19 protein-coding genes and 1 riboswitch are annotated in these 19,252 nt (G+C 72.5%); of the genes, 11 read left to right on the top strand and 8 right to left on the bottom strand.

Annotation, left to right across the window (positions count from 1 at the left end):
* Positions 1-9 precede the first annotated feature (9 nt).
* From AB0M92_RS23380 to AB0M92_RS23370, 3 genes are all read left to right on the top strand, one after another.
* Entirely contained in the window at positions 10-1,221 is a 1,212-nt protein-coding gene (locus AB0M92_RS23380) for a DUF5931 domain-containing protein (RefSeq protein WP_366104212.1), read from the top strand.
* A gap of 56 nt (positions 1,222-1,277) precedes the next feature.
* Complete coding sequence (locus AB0M92_RS23375) at positions 1,278-1,922, top strand: response regulator transcription factor (RefSeq protein WP_366104269.1); 645 nt, start codon at positions 1,278-1,280, stop codon at positions 1,920-1,922.
* 185 nt (positions 1,923-2,107) lie between these two features.
* A complete protein-coding gene (locus AB0M92_RS23370; RefSeq protein WP_366104211.1) occupies positions 2,108-3,136 on the top strand; it encodes a 6-phosphofructokinase in 1,029 nt (342 codons plus the stop codon).
* 177 nt (positions 3,137-3,313) lie between these two features.
* Here the strand turns inward: AB0M92_RS23370 and AB0M92_RS23365 are convergent, their stop codons facing one another.
* Positions 3,314-5,206: an anthranilate synthase family protein gene (locus tag AB0M92_RS23365; protein ID WP_366104210.1), complete on the bottom strand. Its 1,893-nt coding sequence runs from the start codon at positions 5,204-5,206 to the stop codon at positions 3,314-3,316.
* Positions 5,207-5,492: 286 nt separating this feature from the next.
* On the opposite strand from AB0M92_RS23365, the gene AB0M92_RS23360 reads away from it, so the two are divergent.
* Both AB0M92_RS23360 and AB0M92_RS23355 read left to right on the top strand, forming a co-directional pair.
* A complete protein-coding gene (locus tag AB0M92_RS23360; RefSeq protein ID WP_366104209.1) occupies positions 5,493-6,848 on the top strand; it encodes a class II 3-deoxy-7-phosphoheptulonate synthase in 1,356 nt (451 codons plus the stop codon).
* Positions 6,849-7,033: 185 nt separating this feature from the next.
* Positions 7,034-7,273: a (2Fe-2S)-binding protein gene (locus AB0M92_RS23355; RefSeq protein WP_030863597.1), complete on the top strand. Its 240-nt coding sequence runs from the start codon at positions 7,034-7,036 to the stop codon at positions 7,271-7,273.
* A 65-nt stretch (positions 7,274-7,338) separates the two neighbouring features.
* On the opposite strand, the gene bfr is transcribed toward AB0M92_RS23355, so the two are convergent.
* Positions 7,339-7,818 (bottom strand): bacterioferritin, encoded by a 480-nt coding sequence (gene bfr / locus AB0M92_RS23350; RefSeq protein WP_030863600.1) that lies wholly within the window; start codon positions 7,816-7,818, stop codon positions 7,339-7,341.
* Positions 7,819-8,031: 213 nt separating this feature from the next.
* On the opposite strand from bfr, the gene AB0M92_RS23345 reads away from it, so the two are divergent.
* Positions 8,032-8,664 carry a sulfite oxidase-like oxidoreductase gene (locus tag AB0M92_RS23345; protein WP_366104208.1) on the top strand — a complete coding sequence of 211 codons (633 nt, stop codon included), beginning with the start codon at positions 8,032-8,034 and terminating at the stop codon, positions 8,662-8,664.
* 14 nt (positions 8,665-8,678) lie between these two features.
* Here AB0M92_RS23345 and AB0M92_RS23340 read toward each other — a convergent pair whose 3' ends face one another.
* The 6 genes from AB0M92_RS23340 to thiO all read right to left on the bottom strand — a co-directional run bounded on the left by AB0M92_RS23340 (position 8,679) and on the right by thiO (position 14,566).
* Entirely contained in the window at positions 8,679-9,161 is a 483-nt protein-coding gene (locus AB0M92_RS23340) for a DUF4396 domain-containing protein (RefSeq protein WP_366104207.1), read from the bottom strand.
* Positions 9,162-9,244: 83 nt separating this feature from the next.
* The gene (locus tag AB0M92_RS23335; RefSeq protein ID WP_366104268.1) at positions 9,245-10,102 is read right to left on the bottom strand and encodes a deoxyribonuclease IV; all 858 of its coding nucleotides are present in this window, start codon (positions 10,100-10,102) and stop codon (positions 9,245-9,247) included.
* 43 nt (positions 10,103-10,145) lie between these two features.
* Positions 10,146-12,089: a Stk1 family PASTA domain-containing Ser/Thr kinase gene (gene pknB, locus AB0M92_RS23330; RefSeq protein ID WP_366104206.1), complete on the bottom strand. Its 1,944-nt coding sequence runs from the start codon at positions 12,087-12,089 to the stop codon at positions 10,146-10,148.
* A 226-nt stretch (positions 12,090-12,315) separates the two neighbouring features.
* Positions 12,316-13,110, bottom strand: a complete 795-nt coding sequence (locus AB0M92_RS23325) for a thiazole synthase (protein ID WP_366104205.1) — start codon at positions 13,108-13,110, stop codon at positions 12,316-12,318.
* Positions 13,111-13,115: 5 nt separating this feature from the next.
* On the bottom strand, positions 13,116-13,316 hold the full coding sequence (gene thiS, locus AB0M92_RS23320) for a sulfur carrier protein ThiS (protein ID WP_030156043.1): 201 nt from the start codon (positions 13,314-13,316) through the stop codon (positions 13,116-13,118).
* Positions 13,313-14,566: a glycine oxidase ThiO gene (gene thiO / locus AB0M92_RS23315; protein WP_366104204.1), complete on the bottom strand. Its 1,254-nt coding sequence runs from the start codon at positions 14,564-14,566 to the stop codon at positions 13,313-13,315. Before thiO ends, thiS begins: the two co-directional genes overlap by 4 nt.
* A riboswitch (TPP riboswitch) is annotated at positions 14,564-14,676 on the bottom strand. It overlaps the preceding gene by 3 nt.
* A 104-nt stretch (positions 14,677-14,780) precedes the next feature.
* Here thiO and AB0M92_RS23310 point away from each other — a divergent pair.
* The 5 genes from AB0M92_RS23310 to AB0M92_RS23290 all read left to right on the top strand — a co-directional run bounded on the left by AB0M92_RS23310 (position 14,781) and on the right by AB0M92_RS23290 (position 19,250).
* Positions 14,781-16,001 (top strand): FAD-dependent oxidoreductase, encoded by a 1,221-nt coding sequence (locus tag AB0M92_RS23310; RefSeq protein WP_366104203.1) that lies wholly within the window; start codon positions 14,781-14,783, stop codon positions 15,999-16,001.
* A 153-nt stretch (positions 16,002-16,154) separates the two neighbouring features.
* Positions 16,155-16,520, top strand: a complete 366-nt coding sequence (locus AB0M92_RS23305; protein WP_030863625.1) for an Rv2175c family DNA-binding protein — start codon at positions 16,155-16,157, stop codon at positions 16,518-16,520.
* A gap of 64 nt (positions 16,521-16,584) precedes the next feature.
* Positions 16,585-17,226, top strand: a complete 642-nt coding sequence (gene thiE, locus AB0M92_RS23300; RefSeq protein WP_366104202.1) for a thiamine phosphate synthase — start codon at positions 16,585-16,587, stop codon at positions 17,224-17,226.
* A gap of 92 nt (positions 17,227-17,318) precedes the next feature.
* Positions 17,319-18,236, top strand: coding sequence for a methylenetetrahydrofolate reductase [NAD(P)H] (metF, locus tag AB0M92_RS23295; protein WP_366104201.1), 918 nt, complete (start codon positions 17,319-17,321; stop codon positions 18,234-18,236).
* A gap of 51 nt (positions 18,237-18,287) precedes the next feature.
* On the top strand, positions 18,288-19,250 hold the full coding sequence (locus AB0M92_RS23290) for a hypothetical protein (RefSeq protein WP_366104199.1): 963 nt from the start codon (positions 18,288-18,290) through the stop codon (positions 19,248-19,250).
* The last annotated feature ends 2 nt before the right edge of the window (positions 19,251-19,252 follow it).

The following is a 19,252-nucleotide window of genomic DNA, read 5'->3' as shown; positions in this document are numbered from 1 at the left end:
GTGGGGGAGATGGCGAAACGCGAGCGTGTCGTGCGCATGTCGGTCGAGCAGCCGCTGTGGCGCGCGCTGACCGCCTACCGGCTGCTCACCATGGTCTACGCGGGCCTGCTGTTCGCCTCGGCGTACCGGGAATTCGCCCGGCCCTGGGTCGCGGCCGGCTACCTCGCCGTCCTCGCCGTCTGGACCCTGGCGACCCACCGCCGGGTGGCGAACTCCGCCAGCTGCACCAAGCGGTTCCTGGGCGCCGACCTCACCGTCGCGCTCGTCGGCGTCCTGCTCACCCCGATCGCGGACACCCACGCGCGGATCGCCGCGGGCGGCCCCACCCTCCCCTCCATCTGGACGGCGGGCTCCGTCCTCGCCTTCGCCATCAAGGGCGGCTGGCGCTGGGCCGGTTTCGCCTCGACCTTCGTGGCCTTGGCCAACATCGTCGTCCACGGCGGCCGGCCCACCCGCGACACCCTGCACAACGTGCTGCTGGTCTGGGTGGCCTCCATCGCCATCGGGTACGTCGTCGAGGTCGCCCGGGCCAGTGAGGCCACCCTGGCCCGCGCGCTGGAGATCGAGGCCGCGACCCGCGAGCGCGAGCGGCTCGCCCGCGACATCCACGACGGGGTCCTCCAGGTGCTCGCCATGGTCCAGCGCCGCGGTGCCGAGCTGGGCGGCGAGGCCGCCGAGCTCGGCCGGATGGCCGGGGACCAGGAGGTGGCGCTGCGCACCCTGGTCTCCAGCGGGCTGGTGCCCACCTCCCGGATCTCCCGCGACGAAGCGTTCGGCGCGCTGGTGGACGCGTACGAGGTGGAGGAGCCGGGCGCCGACGAGGGCGAACTGGACCTGCGGGGCCTGCTGGCCCCGCACGCCGGATCCCGGGTCAGCTTCGCCGAGCCGGGCACGCCGGTGCCGCTGCCGGTGCCCGCGGCGAAGGAGCTGGCGGCGGCCGTCGGAGCCGCCCTCGACAATGTGCGCAAGCACGCCGGCGAGGGGGCCAGGGCCTGGATCCTGGTCGAGGACTGGGGCGACGAGGTGATCGTGACCGTCCGGGACGACGGCCCGGGCATCCCGGCCGGCCGCCTCGACCAGGCCGAGGGCGAGGGCCGCATGGGCGTGGCCCTGTCCATCCGCGGCCGGCTGCGGGACCTCGGCGGCAGCGCCGAGCTGGTGTCCGTCCCCGGACAGGGCACCGAAGTGGAACTGAAAGTACCGAGGGGGAGGACCCAGTGACCCGGACCGCCGAGCCGCAGCAGCAGTCTCAGCCGCAGCCGCACGAGATCAAGGTGATGGTCGTCGACGACCACCCGATGTGGCGGGACGCGGTCGCCCGCGACCTCGCCGCGGCGGGCTTCGACGTGGTCGCCACGGCCGGCGACGGCCCCGAGGCCGTCCGCCGGGCCGCGCCGGCCGCCCCCCACGTCCTGGTGCTCGACCTCAACCTCCCCGGCATGCCCGGGGTGCAGGTCTGCAAGGAACTCGTCGGAGCCAACCCCGCGCTGCGCGTCCTGGTCCTGTCCGCGAGCGGCGAGCACGCGGACGTCCTGGAGGCGGTGAAGTCCGGCGCCACCGGCTACCTGCTGAAGTCCGCGGGCGCCCAGGAGCTGATCGACGCCGTCCGCCGCACCGCCGCCGGCGACCCGGTGTTCACCCCCGGCCTGGCCGGGCTGGTGCTCGGCGAGTACCGGCGCCTGGCCACCGACCCGGCGCCCGCCGCCCCCGACGAGCCGAAGGTCCCCCAACTGACCGACCGGGAGACCGAGGTGCTGCGACTGGTGGCCAAGGGGCTCTCGTACAAGCAGATCGCGGAGCGCCTCGTCATCTCGCACCGCACGGTGCAGAACCACGTGCAGAACACCCTGGGCAAGCTCCAGCTGCACAACCGGGTGGAGCTCGTCCGGTACGCGATAGAGCGCGGCCTCGACGACGCGTGACGGGGACGTTCACCGTCTCGTACGTCGCACTCATGTCCTCGTACGAGTGAACGGGGGGACGCAACGTCCCTTGAATCCACCGGAATTGACCCTTCCCGGGCACTTGCTGTGACCTGAGTCACCACTAGCGTGACCGCCATGCGGGCTCAGTCTGCTCAGTGGGCCCTGTGGCGAAGGGAGATTCCATGAAGGTCGGAGTGCTGACGGGCGGCGGCGACTGCCCCGGTCTCAACGCGGTCATCCGGGCCGTCGTCCGCAAGGGCACCCAGGAGTACGGGTGCGAGTTCGTCGGGTTCAAGGACGGCTGGCGCGGCGCGATCGAGGGCGACACCGTCCCGCTCGGCATCCCCGCCGTCCGCGGCATCCTGCCGCGCGGCGGCACCATCCTCGGCTCCTCGCGGACCAACCCGTTCAAGCAGGAGAACGGGGTCCGCCGGATCAAGGAGAACCTCGCCAAGTACGAGGTCGAGGCCCTCGTCGCGATCGGCGGCGAGGACACGCTGGGCGTGGCCGCCAAGCTGTACGGGGAGTACGGGATCCCGTGCGTCGGCGTCCCGAAGACCATCGACAACGACCTGTCGGCCACGGACTACACCTTCGGCTTCGACACGGCGGTGGGCATCGCCACGGAGGCCATCGACCGGCTGCACACCACGGCCGAGTCGCACATGCGGGTGCTCGTCGTCGAGGTGATGGGCCGGCACGCCGGCTGGATCGCCCTGCACTCGGGACTGGCGGGCGGTGCCAACGTCATCCTCATCCCCGAGCAGCGCTTCGACGTCGACCAGGTGTGCGCCTGGGTGACCTCCCGGTTCAAGGCGAGCTACGCGCCGATCGTGGTGATCGCGGAGGGCGCGATGCCCAAGGACGGGGAGATGGTGCTGAAGGACGCCACCACCGACTCGTTCGGGCACGTCCGGCTGTCGGGCGTGGGGGAGTGGCTGGCCAAGGAGATCGAGGCGCGGACCGGCAAGGAGGCCCGGACCACGGTGCTCGGGCACATCCAGCGCGGCGGTACGCCGAGCGCGTTCGACCGGTGGCTGGCGACCCGGTTCGGGCTGCACGCCATCGACGCCGTGCACGAGGGCGACTTCGGGAAGATGGTCGCGCTGAAGGGGACGGACATCGTGAGGGTGCCGATCGCCGACGCGACGGCGAAGCTGAAGACGGTGGACCCGGCGCTGTACGAGGAGGTCGGGGTCTTCTTCGGCTGAGCCGGAGTGGGTGAACGGGCCGTGGGTGGTACCGGTCGTAAAGTGCCGGAACGACCCATGGTCCGTCTTGTTTTGCGCGGCACGGCACGGGAGCGAACGTGGAGATCCTGGCATTCGGGGTGCACACCGGCCGACCCCGTTCTGACGGCCCCGCGCGGCGGGTCCGGGTCCGGGGCGTCAGACCGTTGCCGGGGTCATGCCGAGCAGGAGGTCGCGCAGGAGGGACGGGCCGTCCAGGGTGAGGATCGACTCGGGGTGGAACTGGACTCCCGCGAAGGCCGGGGACCGCAGCGCGTGGACCTCCCCCGTCACCGCGTCGCGGGAGACCTCCACCGCCCGCTCCGCCAGGCGGGCCGCAGCCCCGTCGGGGCAGTGGGCCGTGTACGTGTTGTAGAAGCCCACCACCTCCTCCCTCCCGAAGAAGTCGATCCGCGTCTGCGCCCCCTGCGCCGGCTCGGCCTTGCGGATCAGCGGCAGGCCCAGTTCCGCCGCCAGCAGCTCGTGGCCCAGGCAGACGCCCAGCAGCCCGTGCCGGTGCCCGGCCAGGAGCTCCGCCGCCAGCCCGCGCAGCATCCGCATCTTCGGGTCGGCCGCGTCCGCCGGGTTCCCCGGCCCCGGGCCGAGCACGATCGGGCCGGCCCACGACAGGGCCGCCTCCCGCAGCCCGGGATCGTCGTAGCGGCGTACGGTCACCTCCAGCCCGGTCACCCGCAGCACGTGTGCCAGCATCGCCGTGAAGGTGTCCTCGCCGTCCACCACCAGCGCGTGGCCGAGCCGGGCCGCGGGCCGGTCCTGCATCCGCAGCCAGAACGGCGCCAGGTCCGTCCGCCGGGCCGCCAGCGCCGCCTGCACCCGGGGGTCCCCGCCCAGGCGCGCCCCCTCGAAGGCGGCCCGCGGCGCCGCCGGGCGGACCCCGAGCGCCGCCAGCACCCCGGCCGCCTTCGCGTGCGTCTCCGCGACCTCCCCCGCCGGGTCCGAGTGCCGCACCAGCGTCGCCCCCACCGGCACCCGCAGCGCGCCGTCCGCCGCGATGTCCGCGGTCCGGATCAGGATCGGCGAGTCCAGCGTCTGGGACCCCGAGGCGTCCACGCCCAGCAGGGCCAGCGCCCCCGCGTAGTAGCCGCGCCCGCCCGCCTCGTACCGCTCGATCACCCGGCAGGCGTTCTGCACCGGCGAGCCCGTCACCGTCGCCGCGAACATGGTCTCGCGCAGCACCTCCCGCACGTCCAGGGAGGACCGGCCGCGCAGCTCGTACTCGGTGTGCGCGAGGTGCGCCATCTCCTTCAGCCGCGGCCCGACGACGACCCCGCCCATGTCCCCGACCGTGCACATCATCTTGAGCTCCTCGTCCACGACCATGGACAGCTCCTCGGTCTCCTTGCGGTCCCCGAGGAAGGCGAGGAGGGATTCGGGGGTCGGGCCCCCGGCCGGGTAGCGGTACGTGCCGCTGATCGGGTTCATCACCACCGTGCCGCCCGACATCCGTACGTGTACTTCCGGGCTGGCCCCGACCAGCGTCCGCTCCCCGGTGTGGACGACGTACGTCCAGTACGCGCCGCGCTCGCCCACCAGCAGCCGCCGGAACAGCGCGAGCGCGTCGGCCCGCCCGAAGCCCTCGATCCGGCCCCCGTACGTGCGCCGGATGACGAAGTTCGCCCCCTCGCCCCGGCCGATCTCGTCCCGGATCACGCGCTCCACGGTGGCCGCGTACTCCTCGTCGGGCACGTCGAAGCCGCCGTCCTCGACCCGCACCGGGTGCTCCGGCAACGCGGCCAGCGCCTGCGCGAGCGGGATCTCGTACGCCTCCTCGGCGGTCAGCACGGACAGCGGCGTGCCGTCGTCGCGCACGTCGAACCCGCGCTCGCGGATCTGCCGGAACGGGACGAGGGCGAGGGTGGGCAGTTCCCGTACGGGCAGCTCGGCGAGGCGCCCGGCCTCGTGGACCGGGCCGATCAGCACCTCGACGGTGTCGTGGTCGCGGCCGGGAGTGCGGCGGCGCAGCAGGGCGAACGGCGGGCAGTCCTCGCCGAGCAGGCGGCTGACCAGAGCGGGGGTGCGGCTGGGTTCCATGGGCGGGCGTCCTTCTTCGTCGCGGGAGTGAAGAGGAACGGCCGGGCCCGGAAACGCCGAAGGCCGCCCCTCGGGCGGCCTTCGCGTCGTGCGTGTCAGTGGGTACGCGCGAGAAGTGGGCCGCCGGGAGCGGGCCACCACCAGTTCTGGTTCGAGTGCGCGTACATGCCGCCGACGATAGCCCACCGGCGAGCGGCCCTGCGAGCCCGATGCGATCGCAGAGACACCCGTCTCACGGAGTGGGCACCGGGCTGGACGTGGCGTAAGACGCCGTAATGTGTACGGGGTGACCGTGAACGCTGAAACCCAAGCCCCCGCCGCCAAGGCGACCTGGCGAGACCTTCCCGCGGCGCAGCAGCCTTCGTACCCCGATGCCGAGGCACTGCGCGCTGTTGTCGCGGACCTCGAATCGTATCCTCCCCTCGTTTTCGCGGGTGAGTGCGACCAGCTGCGCGCCCGTCTGGGAGCCGTCGCCAAGGGCGAGGCGTTCCTGCTGCAGGGCGGCGACTGCGCCGAGGCCTTCGACGCCGTGTCCGCCGAGCACATCCGCGCCAAGCTGAAGACGCTGCTCCAGATGAGCGCCGTCCTGACGTACGCCGCCTCCGTGCCCGTCGTCAAGGTCGGCCGCATCGCCGGCCAGTACTCCAAGCCCCGCTCCAAGGACACCGAGACCCGCGACGGCGTCACCCTGCCGACCTACCGCGGTGACTCCGTCAACGGCTTCGCCTTCACCGAAGGGGCCCGGATCCCGGACCCCGAGCGGCTGAAGCGCATGTACCACGCGTCCGCGTCGACGCTGAACCTGGTGCGGGCCTTCACCACCGGTGGTTACGCCGACCTGCGCCAGGTGCACGCCTGGAACCAGGACTTCGTGAAGTCCTCCCCCTCCGGGCAGCGCTACGAGCAGCTCGCGCGGGAGATCGACAACGCGCTGAACTTCATGAAGGCGTGCGGCACCGACCCGGCCGAGTTCAAGGCCGTCGAGTTCTACGCCTCCCACGAGGCGCTGCTGCTCGACTACGAGGGCGCCCTGACGCGTACGGACTCCCGCACCGGGAAGCTGTACGACACCTCCGGCCACATGGTCTGGATCGGCGAGCGCACCCGCCAGCTGGACCACGCGCACATCGAGTTCTGCTCGCAGATCGCCAACCCGATCGGCATCAAGCTCGGCCCGACCACCACGGTCGACGAGGCGCTGACGTACATCGACCGGCTGGACCCCGAGCGCGAGCCGGGCCGGCTGACCTTCGTCGTCCGCATGGGCGCCGACAAGGTCCGCGACAAGCTCCCCGAGCTGGTCGAGAAGGTCACGGCCTCGGGCGCGACGGTCGCCTGGGTCACCGACCCGATGCACGGCAACACCTTCGAGGCGGCCTCCGGCCACAAGACGCGCCGTTTCGACGACGTGCTCGACGAGGTCAAGGGCTTCTTCGAGGTCCACAAGGCCCTGGGTACGCACCCGGGCGGCATCCACGTCGAGCTCACCGGTGACGACGTCACCGAGTGCGTGGGCGGCGGCGACGAGATCTTCGTCGACGACCTGCACCAGCGCTACGAGACGGCCTGCGACCCGCGGCTCAACCGCAGCCAGTCCCTGGACCTGGCCTTCCTCGTCGCCGAGATGTACCGCGACCAGTAAGCGGATCAGTACGTAGGGCGAGCCCCTACGGAGAAACCTACGATGGTGGGGCACGGATCGATGTGATCCGTGCCCCACCGTCGTTTCCAGGGCTTTTAGGCAAGCCTCACTTTAGGTACGGTTAGGTAAGCCTCACCGAATACGGGATGGCTGCAGAAACCATTCCTGCCAGGGAGGTGAGCCGCGTGTACGTCTGCTCTTGCTTCGGGATCACCGACAAGCAGGTCAAGGACCACGCGGCCGCCGGGGCCTGCACCCCCCGCCAGATCGCCTCCGTCACCAAGGCCGGCACCGACTGCGGATCCTGCGTGCGGACCATCCAGGGCATCCTGGGCCGCGGCGCATGCCCGCGCCGGGAGCTGCTGGAGAAGGGCAACGCGGCCGCCGTGCTCGCCGCCGACCCGGAGCTCGCGGAAGCCGCGTAAGACGCGCGGGAACCGCCCCGAGGCGCGGGAACCGGGTGGGAACCGCGCGGGGCCGAGCCCGCGGCTCAGCTCTCCGGCTGCTCGATCAGCTGCGCGATGTAGAGCGGCTCCCCGATGCTCTCGATGAGCTCAAGCTGGGTGTCGAGGTAGTCGATGTGGTGCTCCTCGTCCCCCAGGATCTCCTCGAAGAGGCGCGCCGAGGTCACGTCGCCCTTGCCGCGCATCACCTCGATGCCCCGCTTGAGGCGGTCGATGGCCTCGACCTCGACCTGTCGGTCCGCCTGGAACATCTCCGTCAGGGTCTGGCCGACGCGCACGTGGAAGAGCCGCTGGTAGTTCGGCAGCCCGTCCAGCATCAGGATGCGCTCGGTGATCTTGTCCGCGTGCTTCATCTCATCGATGGACTCTTCACGCGTGTACTTCGCGAGCTTGGTCCAACCCTTGTTGTCCTGGATCCGGTAGTGGAGCCAGTACTGGTTGATCGCCGTGAGCTCGCCGGTCAACTGCTCATTCAGAAACTCAAGGACCTCGGGGTCGCCCTGCATCGCAGAGGCTCCTTCCAGGCAATGTCAGCTACGTGACGGGGCTGGGGGGTATCGCGGTATCGCCCCCCGGCCGTGACCGGGGGAGTGCGCGCATCCTTGCACCGCCGCAGGGGGGCGTCCAGTAAGTGCCTCCTTAGTGTGAGTTGGCGCGACTTGCCCGTATAGGGGCATACCTGGTCGTGACCACCCTGCCGCGTCTGTCACCATGGAGGCATGGGTCAGCCGGAAAGCCGGGAATCTCCGGGAGCAGAGCAACTGGAGCTTCCTCCGGGGCAGCGGCTGCAGCGCGGCTGGCCGGTCACCCACTACGGCCCGGTCCCCAAGTTCAAGCCGGACCGCTGGGAGTTCCGTGTCTTCGGGGCCACCGCCGACGGTGACAAGCACTGCTGGAACCACGAGGATTTCACGGCCCTGCCGTTCGAGTCCGTCGTGGCGGACCTGCACTGCGTGACGAAGTTCAGCATGCCGGGCGCCGAGTGGGGCGGAGTCCTCGCCCGCGACATACTTGCCCTGGCGCCGCCGTCGCCGCAGGTCACGCACGTGATGGTGTGGGCCGAGTACGGCTTCAGCTCCAACCTGCGGCTCGCCGACTTCGCCTCGGACCGGACCGTGTTCGCCACCCACGAGGGCGGCGAACTCCTCACCGCCGAACACGGTTTCCCGGTACGGCTCGTGGTCCCGCACCTGTACGCGTGGAAGGGCCCCAAGTGGGTCCGCGGCATCGAGTACATGACCGCCGACCGCCGCGGCTTCTGGGAGGAGCGCGGCTACCACAACATCGGCGACCCCTGGCGCGAGCAGCGCTACTCGTACCAGGAGGAACCGGGGGACGGTCCCGAGCTGTAGGTCCCGGCCCCGGCTCAGTGGTACTGGTGGACGACCGCGTGACCCTTGCCGCGGCCGATCATCCACTTGTTGACCGGGGTGGTCACCACGAAGGCGAGCGCGAGCGAGATCGCCAGCGCGATCCAGAACAGCGCCTCCGAGAGGTGCGCGTCCATCGCTCCCGGCCAGAGCGCGATCACGCCGTTGTCGATCAGCTCCATGACGGCGATCGAAAGAGTGTCCGCCGCCAGCGCCACCCGGACGGCCGAACGCAGGTCCACGCCGGCGGCGAGGATCCCGCGCAGGGTGAGCGCGTAGCCGAAGAAGAACGCCAGGGCGATCGCCAGGATCATCGTCGGTACGTTTCCCCAGCCCAGTGCCGTGCCGATCACCATGCCCAGCACCTCGCCGACGGCGCATCCGGTGAGGCAGTGGAGCGTGGCCCGGGCGGCCGTGGCCCAGCTCGCCCCGCCGTGGTCGCCGTGCCCGTGCTCTTCATGTGCGTGTGCGCTGTCCATCGCAACCCCCTGGGGAAAGCCGGATGACGGTCTGCCTGCGTACGACGCAACCGTATACCCCACAGGGGTATTCCCGCCCCTGGTCAGCGGAGCGCGCGCAGTTCCTTCAGCAGGGCCACGTCCGCCGCGTGGCCCTCCTTCCCGCCCGGCGTCTCGGTGATCAGCGGGACGCCCTCCATCGCGGGGTGCGAGAAGAGCTCGGCGAAGGCGTCCCGGCCGATGTGGCCCTGCCCGATGTTGGCGTGCCGGTCCTTGTGGGAGCCCACGCCCTCCTTCGAGTCGTTCGCGTGGATCAGCTTCAGCCGTCCCTCGCCCACGGTGTCCACCAGCAGGTCCAGCGTCTGCTTCGTCCCGCCCGGCTCCGCCAGGTCGTGCCCGGCGGCGAAGACGTGGCAGGTGTCCAGGCAGATCCCCAGCTTCGGGTGGTGGTCGAGCGCCTCGAAGTACGGGCCGAAGTCCCAGGTCCGCGAGCACAGCGAGGAGCCCTGCCCGGCCGTGGACTCCAGCAGCAGGAAGGGGTCGTCGTCGTGGGTCAGCTCGTCCAGCAGCGGCAGCATGTACTCCCTGACCTGCGCGTACGCCGCCTCGCGCGGTCGTCCTCCGGTCGCCGAGCCGGTGTGTACGACCACCCCGAGCGCGCCGATTTCCCGGCCGCGGCGCAGCGAGTGCCGCAACGACTCCACCGACTTCTCGACGGTCGCCTCGGTGTGCGAGCCGAAGTTGATCAGGTAGGGGGCGTGGACGTACGCCGGGATCGACTCCTCGGCACACCGGCCGCGGAACAGCTCGTCCTGCGCCGGGTTCCCGACCGGGGTGGCCCAGCCGCGCGGATTGGCGACGAAGACCTGTACGGCCTCGGCGCCCATCTCCCGCGCGTACGCCAGCCCCACCGAGGCGAGCCCGCCGGCGACGGGGACGTGCCCGCCCACGGGATTGCGCATGGCCTGGTCCGCCGCTTCCGCCGCTGCCGTCGTTTCCATCGCCCTACAGCCCCTTGGTCCGCAGCACGATCGTGCTGCCCTCGGGGGCGCTCTGGCCGCCCGGCACCGACTGGGCGTCCACCGTGTTGCTGAAGGAGATGAGCGGCCGCTCCACCTTCACCTTGAAACCGGCCGCCTCCAGCGTCTTGCGGGCCACGTCCGCCTCCTGGCCGGTCACGTTCGGCACCGGGATCTGGCGGGGGCCCTTGGAGACGGTGAGCGTCACCGTGTCGCCGGTCGCGGCCTGGGAGCCGGCGCCGATCGATTGATTGGCGACCGTACCGGCGGGGAACGGGGAGTTGACCTGCTCGGCGGCCGTCTCGACCTTGAGGCCGAGGTCCTGGAGGGCGGCCCGAGCCTGGTCCAGGGGCTGTCCGACCACGCTCGTCACCTGGACCGGCCGGCCCTTGCTGACCACGATCGCGACCGCCGTGTCGGGCGAGCGCTTCTGTCCGCCGGCCGGGTTGGTGGAGATCACCGAGCCCTGGGCGACGTCCTGGCTGAACGCCTGCGTGATCATGCCGGGCGCCAGACCGCTCTTGACCAGCTCGGCCTTCGCCTCCTCCAGCGGCCGGCCCTTCAGGTCCGGCACGAAGACGACCTCCGGGCCGCGCGAGACCGTGAGCACCACCGCCCCGTTGCCGCGGATGCGCTTGCCGCTCTCGGGGTCGGAGTTCATCACCGTCCCGCGGTCGAAGGTGTCGCTGAACTTCCGGTCGATCCGCTTCACGCCGAGGCCGGCCGCCGAAAGCTCGGTCTTGGCCTGCGCCTCGGTCTTCCCGAGCAGGTTGGGGACCTTGGTGAACTGGCCGGCGTTGATGTACCAGACCCCGGTGCCGAGACCGAGCGCGAGCAGGACGCCGGCGATGACGAGCAGGGTGCCGCGGCGCGGTCGCCGCGATCGGCCCGGTCGCGGCGGCAGCGGCGCCTCGGCGCGGGCCTGGGACAGGCTCTGCGCGGGCGTGGCCTCCGGGCGCTCCAGCCGGGACGTCCGGTTCACGGGCTGCTGCGCCGTGACGGGCCGCGGGATCACGCTGGTGCGGTCCTCGGCGGCGCCCCGCTGCTCGGCCCGCGCCTGCGGCGGCACCGCGTCCAGCTCTGCGTCGCCGAGCAGCGCGCGGGCGTCGAGCGTCAGCCCGAGCAGCCCGGCGGCGTCGGTGGGCCGCAGCTCCGGATCGCGGGAGGTGGCGTACGTCACGAGCTGGTCCAGGATGCCGGGCAGCCCCGGAACGGCGGCCGACGGGGGCGGCACGTCCTCGTGGAGGTGCTGGTAGAGCACCTGGGCGGGGGTGCCGCCGGTGTGCGGCTTGGAGCCGGTGAGCATCTCGTACAGGACGACGCCGCAGGCGTAGACGTCCACGCGGGTGTCGGTGGCGCCGTTCTCGATCTGCTCCGGGGCGAGGTAGGAGACGGTGCCGAGGACGGCGCCGGTGGTGCTGGTGACGGTGTCGACGCTGCGGACCAGGCCGAAGTCCGCGACCTTGACCCGGCCGTCGTCGCCGATCAGGACGTTCTCGGGCTTCATGTCGCGGTGTACGAACCCGGCGCGGTGGGCGGCGCCGAGGGCGGCCAGGACCGGCTCCAGGATGTCGAGGGCCGCGCGGGGCTGGAGCGCGCCGCGCTCGCGGAGCACGTCGCGCAGCGTGCAGCCGGAGACGTACTCCATGGCCAGGTACGTGTACGGCCCGTCGGTGCCCTGGTCGAAGACGGCGACGACGTTGGGGTGCGCGAGGCGGGCGACGGACTTGGCCTCGCGGATGAAGCGGTCGACGAAGCCGGCGTCGGCGGCGAGCGCCGGGTGCATCACCTTGAGTGCGAGCACGCGGTCGAGGCGGGTGTCGACGGCCCGGTAGACCGTCGCCATGCCGCCGGCCGCGATGCGCGCGTCGACGCGGTAGCGGCCGTCGAGTGTCTGCCCGACGAGGGGGTCATCCAGGGTCGTATCCACCCGGCGATTCTACGAGCGTCCGTGCTGCCGCCGACCAGGGGCCGGTGAGGTTGCAGCGCAGCTGTGACGTGGGAGGCGCCGCGCGGGGTGCCCCTGCCTGCGGCGCAGCCGTGAGACGAGGCAGCGGCCCGGGGCCCGCGGCGAGCGCCCACGCTCTCCCCCCGCCCCGCCCGGGGGCGAGGGGGGACGGTGGGCACGCGTCGTGAGTTCCCGTACCCCCGCCACCTCAGAACGCCGGGCGTTCCGGGTCCAGGGCGGCTCGGCCCTCGGTGGGGGAGGAGGCTTCCGCGAAGCGGCGCTGGGGGATGCGGCCCGCACGGTGGGCCAGCCGGCCCGCCGACACCGCGTCGCGCATGGCAGCCGCCATCAGGACCGGGAACTGGGCCCGGGTCACCGCCGAGGCGAGCATCACCGCCGCGCACCCCAGCTCCATCGCCAGCGCCACGTCCGAGGCCGTGCCCGCCCCCGCGTCCAGGATCACCGGGACCCCGGCCCGCTCCGCGATCAGCTCGAAGTTGTGCGGGTTGCGGATCCCCATCCCCGACCCGATCGGCGACCCCAGCGGCATGATCGCCGCGCAGCCCACGTCCTCCAGCTTGCGGGCGAGGACCGGGTCGTCATTCGTGTAGGGGAGGACGGTGAAGCCCTCGTCCACCAGGGTCTCCGCCGCGTCCAGCAGCTCCACCCCGTCGGGCAGCAGCGTCCGTTCGTCCGCCACCACCTCCAGCTTGATCCAGTCGGTGCCCAGCGCCTCCCGCGCCAGGCGCGCGGTCAGCACGGCCTCGCCCGCCGTGAAGCACCCCGCCGTGTTCGGGAGTACGGAGATGCCCAGTTTCGTCAGCACCGACAGGACGGAGCCCTGCACCGTCGGGTCCAGCCGCCGCATGGCCACCGTGGTGAGCTCCGTACCGGACGCGACCAGCGCCCGTTCCAGGACGTCCAGGCTCGGCGCCCCGCCCGTGCCCATGATCAGGCGGGACGAGAAGGTCCGGCCGGCCAGCTGAAAGGCGTCGTCAGCCATCGCGCTCAGCCCCCCTGGACCGCGGTGAGGACCTCGACCCGGTCGCCCTCGCCCACCGGTGTGAGCGGCCACTGCCCGCGCGGGACGACGGTCTCGTTCAGTGCGGCCGCCACGCCGGACGGAGCCGCGGTCAAGGTGGCGACCACCGCGTCGAGGGTGGTGCCGGCCGCGATCTCGCGCGGCTCGCCGTTGACGGAGATGGTCATGCGTACGACTCCTGACGTGCGGCGGAGAACCGGCGCGGGGTGAACGGGCGGGCGATCTCCGGCACCGTGCCGGTGGTCAGCAGCTCCGCCATCACGTCGCCGGTGAGCGGGGTCAGCAGCACCCCGTTGCGGTAGTGCCCGGTGGCCAGGTGCAGGCCGGGCAGTTCGGTCGGGCCGAGCAGCGGGGCGTTGTCCGGGGACCCGGGCCGCAGTCCGGCCCGGGTCTCGGTCAGCGGCAGTTCGGTGATGCCGGGCACCAGCTCGTGGGCGTCGCGCAGGAGTTCGTAGACCCCGCCCGCGGTGACGGTGGTGTCCCAGCCGAGTTCCTCGCTGGTGGCCCCGATGACGAGCTCGCCGTTCTCGCGCGGCACCAGGTAGACGTGGCTGCCGCGCACCACCGCCCGCACCGTCCGCGAGAGGAACGGCGCGTACGCCGCCGGCACCGCGAGCCGCAGCACCTGGCCCTTCACGGGCCGTACGGGAGGCAGCGCCTGCGGCGGTACGCCGGCCAGCCGGCCGCTGAGCGAGCCCGCGGCCAGCACCACCTGGTCGGCGCGCAGCTCCGTACCGTCGTCGAGCCGTACGCCGACGGCCCGGTCGGCGGCGGTCAGCAGCCGCTCCGCGGCCGCCCGGCGGATCTCCACCCCGGCGCGCTCGCACGCGGCCAGCAGCGCGGCCGCCAGCCGGCGCGGATCGACCTGGTGGTCGCCGTCCACGCGCAGGCCGCCCCGTACACCCGGCGCCAGCATGGGCTCCAGGCGGCGGCACTCGCGGCCGGTGAGCCATTCGGACTCCAGGCCGCAACGGCGCTGGAGGGCGTGCAGTTCACGCAGGTGCAGCCGGTCGTCGGCGTCGAGGGCGACGGCGAGCGTGCCGCAGGCCCGGTAGCCGATGTCCATCCCGCCGCTGGCCTCGGCCAGCTCGGCGGCGAACTCCGGGTAGCGGGCCGCGGAGGCGAGGTTGAGTCCCAGCAGGGTCTCCTCGCCGTAGTGCAGCTCCGTGACGGCGGCGAGCATGCCGGCCGCGACCTGCGCGGCGCCGCCGCCGGGCGCCGGGTCGGCGAGTACGGTCCGCAGTCCGTGCCGGGCCGCCCGCCAGGCGGTGACCAGGCCGATGATCCCGCCCCCGACGACGAGGACGTCGGACCCGGAGGACGCGGAGGACCCGGAGGATCCCGAGGACCCGGGGGATCCGGCGGAGCCCGCGGCCCCCGGGGATCCCGGATCGGATCCGTTCAGAGATGAGTGCATGGGCGTCCAGCCCCTCCCTTCGCCGGCATGACCCGGATCAGGTTCGTACGGTCGGAGGCCGCTCAGCCTCCCTCTCAGCCCGGTGCGCCCGGACTCCCGCGATAGGTACGGGCGCCAGCCTAACCCCGCCGCCGGGGGCGGGTAAGGCTGCCTCCCCGGCGACCGCGCCGAGCCGCTGTTCCTGACGAAGCGTCAGATCGCTAGGCTGGGCGGTGTGAGCGAGCAGACGGAACAGACTCAGAGCGGCGTCGTCATCGTCGGCGCCGGAATGGCCGGGGTGCAGACCGCGGTCGCGCTGCGGGAGCAGGGGTGGCGCCGCCCGATCACCCTGCTGGGCGCCGAACCCCACCAGCCGTACGACCGGCCGCCGCTGTCGAAGGCGGTGCTGCTCGGCAAGGCCGAGGACTCCGCGTTCGACGTGGACTTCGAGGGGCTCGGCATCGTGCTCCGGCTCGGGGTGGAGGTCACCGGACTGCGGGCCGCCGAGCGCGAGCTGGACACCGAGGCGGGGCCGGTCCCGTACGACGTCCTCGTCCTGGCGACCGGCGCCGAACCGCTGACCCTGCCCGGGTCCGAGGGCGTACCCGGCGTGCACCTGCTGCGCACCCTGGACGACGCGGCCCGGCTGCGGCCGGTGCTGGCGAGCGCTCCGGCGACCGTGGTGGTCGGCGCGGGCTGGATCGGCGCGGAATTCGCCACCGCGGCGCGCGAGGCGGGCTGCGCGGTCACCGTCGTCGAGGCGGCCGACCGGGTGCTGGCCGGGGCGCTGCCCGCGGAGGTCGCGGCCCCCATGGCCCACTGGTACGAGCAGGCCGGGGCCGCGCTGCTGACCGGCGCCAAGGTCTCCTCGGTGGAGTCCGGGCGGGTCCTGCTCGCGGACGGGCGGGAGCTGCCGGCGGGCGCGGTGGTCGTCGGCATCGGGGCCCGGCCGGCGACCCGGTGGCTGGCGGGCTCGGGGGTGGAGCTCGGGCCGGAGGGCGCGGTCACCGCGGACGAGTACCTGCGGACCGGCCTGCCCGATGTGTACGCGGTCGGCGACTGCGCGTCGTTCCCGTCGGCCCGCTACGGGGCGCGGCTGCTGGTCCACCACTGGGACAACGCCCTCCAGGGGCCGCGGGTGGTCGCGGCGAACGTCGTGGCGGGCAAGGCGCTCCAGGTCTACGACCCGGTGCCGTACTTCTGGTCGGAGCAGTTCGGGCGGTTCGTCCAGTACGCGGGCCACCACGCGGGCGCCGACGAGCTGGTGTGGCGCGGGGACCCCGCCGAGGCGGGCTGGTCGGTGTGCTGGCTGCGGGACGGGGCGCTGGCCGCGGTCCTGGCGGTCGGCAGGCCGCGGGACCTGGCGCAGGGGCGGAAGCTGATCGAGACGGGCGCCCCGGTGGACCCGGCCAGGGTCGCCGATCCCGCGGTTCCGCTGAAGTCGGCGCTGGTCTAGGCAGTGGGCCGGACGGCGGGCCGGGCGGTGGGCCAGCCGATGCTCCCGGCGCTGGTCCCGCACCCCGCCCGGACCCCGCCCGGGCGGGGTCCGGGGACCCGGACGGGTCGGCCCGGGTACCGGGTGTCAGTCCGAGGTGGCAGGCTTGTGCCCGTGACCGAGATTGACGCAAAGATCGACGCCCTTGTCCCCGCCTGGCTGTACGTACCCGACATCGCCGAGATGCTCGACATCGAAGTGACCCGGGTCCGCCAGCTGGTCAAGGAAGGTCAGCTGATCGCCGTACGCCGGGGCGAGAACCGTTCGCTCCAGGTGCCCGCCCCCTTCATCGACGGCGACAAGATCGTCAAGGGCCTGCCCGGCCTGCTGACCGTGCTCCGCGACGACGGCTTCTCCGACGAGGAGATCCTGGAGTGGATGTTCACCCCGGACCCGACCCTGCCCGGCACCCCCGCGCAGGCGCTGAGCGAGAATCGCGGCACGGAGGTGAAGCGCCGCGCTCAGGCGCTCGCCCTCTGACCGGCTGATCCACCGGCGTACGGGCCCGCCCGGGCCCGTACGCCACCACCAGGGGGGAACACCCATGCAGCAGCTGTCCGACGCCCGGCTCTACCTGTGCACGGACGCCCGCAAGCGGCAGGGGGACCTCTCCGGGTTCCTCGACGCGGTCCTGGCCGGCGGCGTCGACATCGTCCAGCTGCGCGACAAGGGCATGGAGGCCGGCGAGGAGCTCGAACACCTCCAGGTGTTCGCCGAGGCCGCGCGCCGGCACGGCAAGCTCCTCGCGGTGAACGACCGCGCCGACGTCGCCCACGCCATCGGCTCCGACGTCCTGCACCTGGGCCAGGGCGACATCCCGGTGCCCGCCGCCCGCGCGATCCTCGGCGAGTCCGTGCTCGTCGGCCGTTCCTGCCACGCCGAGTCCGAGGTCGACGCCGCCGTCGCCGAGCCGGGCGTGGACTACTTCTGCACCGGCCCCTGCTGGCCCACCCCCACCAAGCCCGGCCGGTACGCGCCCGGGCTCGGGCTGGTCCGGTACGCGGCCTCGCTGGCCCCCGCCCGCCCCTGGTTCGCCATCGGCGGCATCGACGCCGGCAACCTCGACGAGGTCCTCGACGCCGGAGCCACCCGCATCGTGGTCGTCCGCGCGCTCACCGAGGCCTCCGACCCGGGCGCGGCCGCCGCCGACCTGGCCAAGCGGGTCCGGGAGCGCGTTTCCGCCTAACGGAACACCGGCCGCCCGTGCAGGTGTCCAAAAACGTGTCCAAAAGGCGGACACGGCTTCGGGGACCGCGAAGGCACGTCTAACCTGCCCGTATGGCCCTTGGTACCGCTTCCACCCGTACGGACCGTGCACGCACGGTCCGCGACCTGCTGGCGTCCGGGGGCAAGTCGTACTCCTTCGAGTTCTGGGCCCCCAAGACGGAGAAGGGCGAGCGCAACCTCTGGAACGCGCTGCGCCGGATCGAAGCCGTGGGCCCGAGCTTCGTGTCCGTCACCTACGGGGCCGGCGGCTCCACCCGCGGCGGCACCGTCAAGGCCACCCAGCAGATCGCCGCCGACACCACCCTCACCCCCGTCGCGCACCTCACCGCGGTCGACCAGTCCGTCGCCGAGCTGCGCCACGTGATCGGCCAGTTCGCCGACGCCGGCATCCGCAACATGCTCGCGCTGCGCGGGGACCCGCCGGGCGATCCCATGGGCCCCTGGGTCAAGCACGCCGAGGGCGTGGACTACGCGGCCGACCTCGTGCGCCTGCTCAAGGAGTCCGGCGACTTCTGCGTGGGCGTCGCGGCCTTCCCCGAGATGCACCCGCGCTCGGAGGACTGGGACACGGACATCCGTCACTTCGTGGACAAGTGCCGCGCCGGTGCCGACTACGCGATCACCCAGATGTTCTTCGATCCGGAGAATTATCTGCGGTTGCGCGACAGTGCCCAGAAGGCGGGCTGCGAGACGCCGATCATCCCCGAGGTCATGCCTGTTGTGGGCATCAAGCAGCTCGACCGGCTGCCCCAACTGAGCAACGCAGTCTTCCCCGCAGCCGTGAAAGAGCGCATGCTCGCCGTCAAGGACGATCCAGCCGCTGTACGCTCCATTGGGATCGAGTTCGCCACGGAGTTCTGCGCGCGGCTGCTGTCCGAGGGTGTCCCGGGGCTGCACTTCATCACGCTGAACAATTCCACGGCGACTCTCGAAATCTACGAGAACCTGGGCCTGCACCAGCGGGCCTGATCGGCCGACCCCCGTTTCCTGGGCGGTTGGCCGTACCGAGAGGTGCCACGCATGGGAATGACGGTCCTCTACATCGCGTTCGGTTTCGTCGCGCTGTGGCTGCTTGCCGAGGTCCTGATGCAGTACAAGGCCCGGCTGCGCTGGCGGTTGCTCGCGTTCGCCGGGTTCCTCGGTGTGGTCGCCGGGGTGGTGCTGCCGTCGGTTCCGGTCATCGGCCTCGGCGCGGCCGCGTTCGCCGTGGGCCAGATCCTGGTGACGCTCTCCTTCCGCAAGGGCTTCGAGGCCGGCTGGGCGCTGCGCCGCGGCGGTGAGCCCGTACGGAAGCAGACCCGGCGCCGGCGCGCGGGCGGTCCGCGCCCCGAGCCCGCGCTGGAGGTGACCGGCCTGGAGTACGGGGCCGATGGCACGGCGGCGGACCCCGAGGGCGGCGAACGGGCCGAGGCGTCCGACCGGGAGGGGCCGGAGCCGCAGTTCCGTTCCGAGGCCGAGGAGTTCTACAGCCCGGAGCCGCTGCCCGAGGACACGGGCTCGTACGGGATACAGAGTTTCGCCCCCACCGCCGACGCGGGCCGGACGGCGGGGTTCGCCCCGTCCTTCGCCGCGGCCGAGCAGGACTCCCACCAGTACGCCTCCTACGGCGCCCAGGGCTACGACCCGCAGGGCCAGGGCGGCTACGACTACTCCGCGGGCTATCCGGCGGGCGGCGAACAGCAGGTCTACGCCGCCTACTCGGATCCGTACATCGGCACCGGCGGGGCCGTGATCCCGCAACAGCCCTACGACTACGCCCCGTACGCCGGCTACGCGGCCGGCGACCCGTACGCGAGCGCGGGCGGCCAGCAGCAGTACTCGATGGACACCCCGCCCGGCGGGGTGTGGGTGCCGCAGCAGCGCTCCACCGACGGGGCCGCCCCGGGCTACCCCGGGGACGAGCAGAACCCGTACCCGCAGCAGCAGCAACCGCAGCAGTACCCGTACCAGGGCACCGGCGAGTACGAGCAGTACCGCTACTGAGG

The sequence above is a fragment of the Streptomyces sp. NPDC051582 genome, from assembly GCF_040681715.1.
Lineage (GTDB): Bacteria > Actinomycetota > Actinomycetes > Streptomycetales > Streptomycetaceae > Streptomyces.
Note: the sequence above shows the minus strand (reverse complement) of the source record. Positions and strands in the feature narration are given on the sequence as shown.

Coding starts and splice junctions, on each gene's coding strand:
- AB0M92_RS23290 (WP_366104199.1), top strand. CDS start 18,288: ATGGGAATGACGGTCCTCTACATCGCGTTCGGTTTCGTCGCGCTGTGG.
- thiE (WP_366104202.1), top strand. CDS start 16,585: ATGCAGCAGCTGTCCGACGCCCGGCTCTACCTGTGCACGGACGCCCGC.
- AB0M92_RS23365 (WP_366104210.1), bottom strand. CDS start 5,206: ATGGAACCCAGCCGCACCCCCGCTCTGGTCAGCCGCCTGCTCGGCGAG.
- metF (WP_366104201.1), top strand. CDS start 17,319: ATGGCCCTTGGTACCGCTTCCACCCGTACGGACCGTGCACGCACGGTC.
- thiS (WP_030156043.1), bottom strand. CDS start 13,316: ATGACCATCTCCGTCAACGGCGAGCCGCGCGAGATCGCGGCCGGCACC.
- AB0M92_RS23335 (WP_366104268.1), bottom strand. CDS start 10,102: ATGCGCAATCCCGTGGGCGGGCACGTCCCCGTCGCCGGCGGGCTCGCC.
- AB0M92_RS23345 (WP_366104208.1), top strand. CDS start 8,032: ATGGGTCAGCCGGAAAGCCGGGAATCTCCGGGAGCAGAGCAACTGGAG.
- bfr (WP_030863600.1), bottom strand. CDS start 7,818: ATGCAGGGCGACCCCGAGGTCCTTGAGTTTCTGAATGAGCAGTTGACC.
- AB0M92_RS23380 (WP_366104212.1), top strand. CDS start 10: ATGGCGAAACGCGAGCGTGTCGTGCGCATGTCGGTCGAGCAGCCGCTG.
- AB0M92_RS23375 (WP_366104269.1), top strand. CDS start 1,278: ATGGTCGTCGACGACCACCCGATGTGGCGGGACGCGGTCGCCCGCGAC.
- AB0M92_RS23340 (WP_366104207.1), bottom strand. CDS start 9,161: ATGGACAGCGCACACGCACATGAAGAGCACGGGCACGGCGACCACGGC.
- AB0M92_RS23370 (WP_366104211.1), top strand. CDS start 2,108: ATGAAGGTCGGAGTGCTGACGGGCGGCGGCGACTGCCCCGGTCTCAAC.
- thiO (WP_366104204.1), bottom strand. CDS start 14,566: ATGCACTCATCTCTGAACGGATCCGATCCGGGATCCCCGGGGGCCGCG.
- AB0M92_RS23325 (WP_366104205.1), bottom strand. CDS start 13,110: ATGGCTGACGACGCCTTTCAGCTGGCCGGCCGGACCTTCTCGTCCCGC.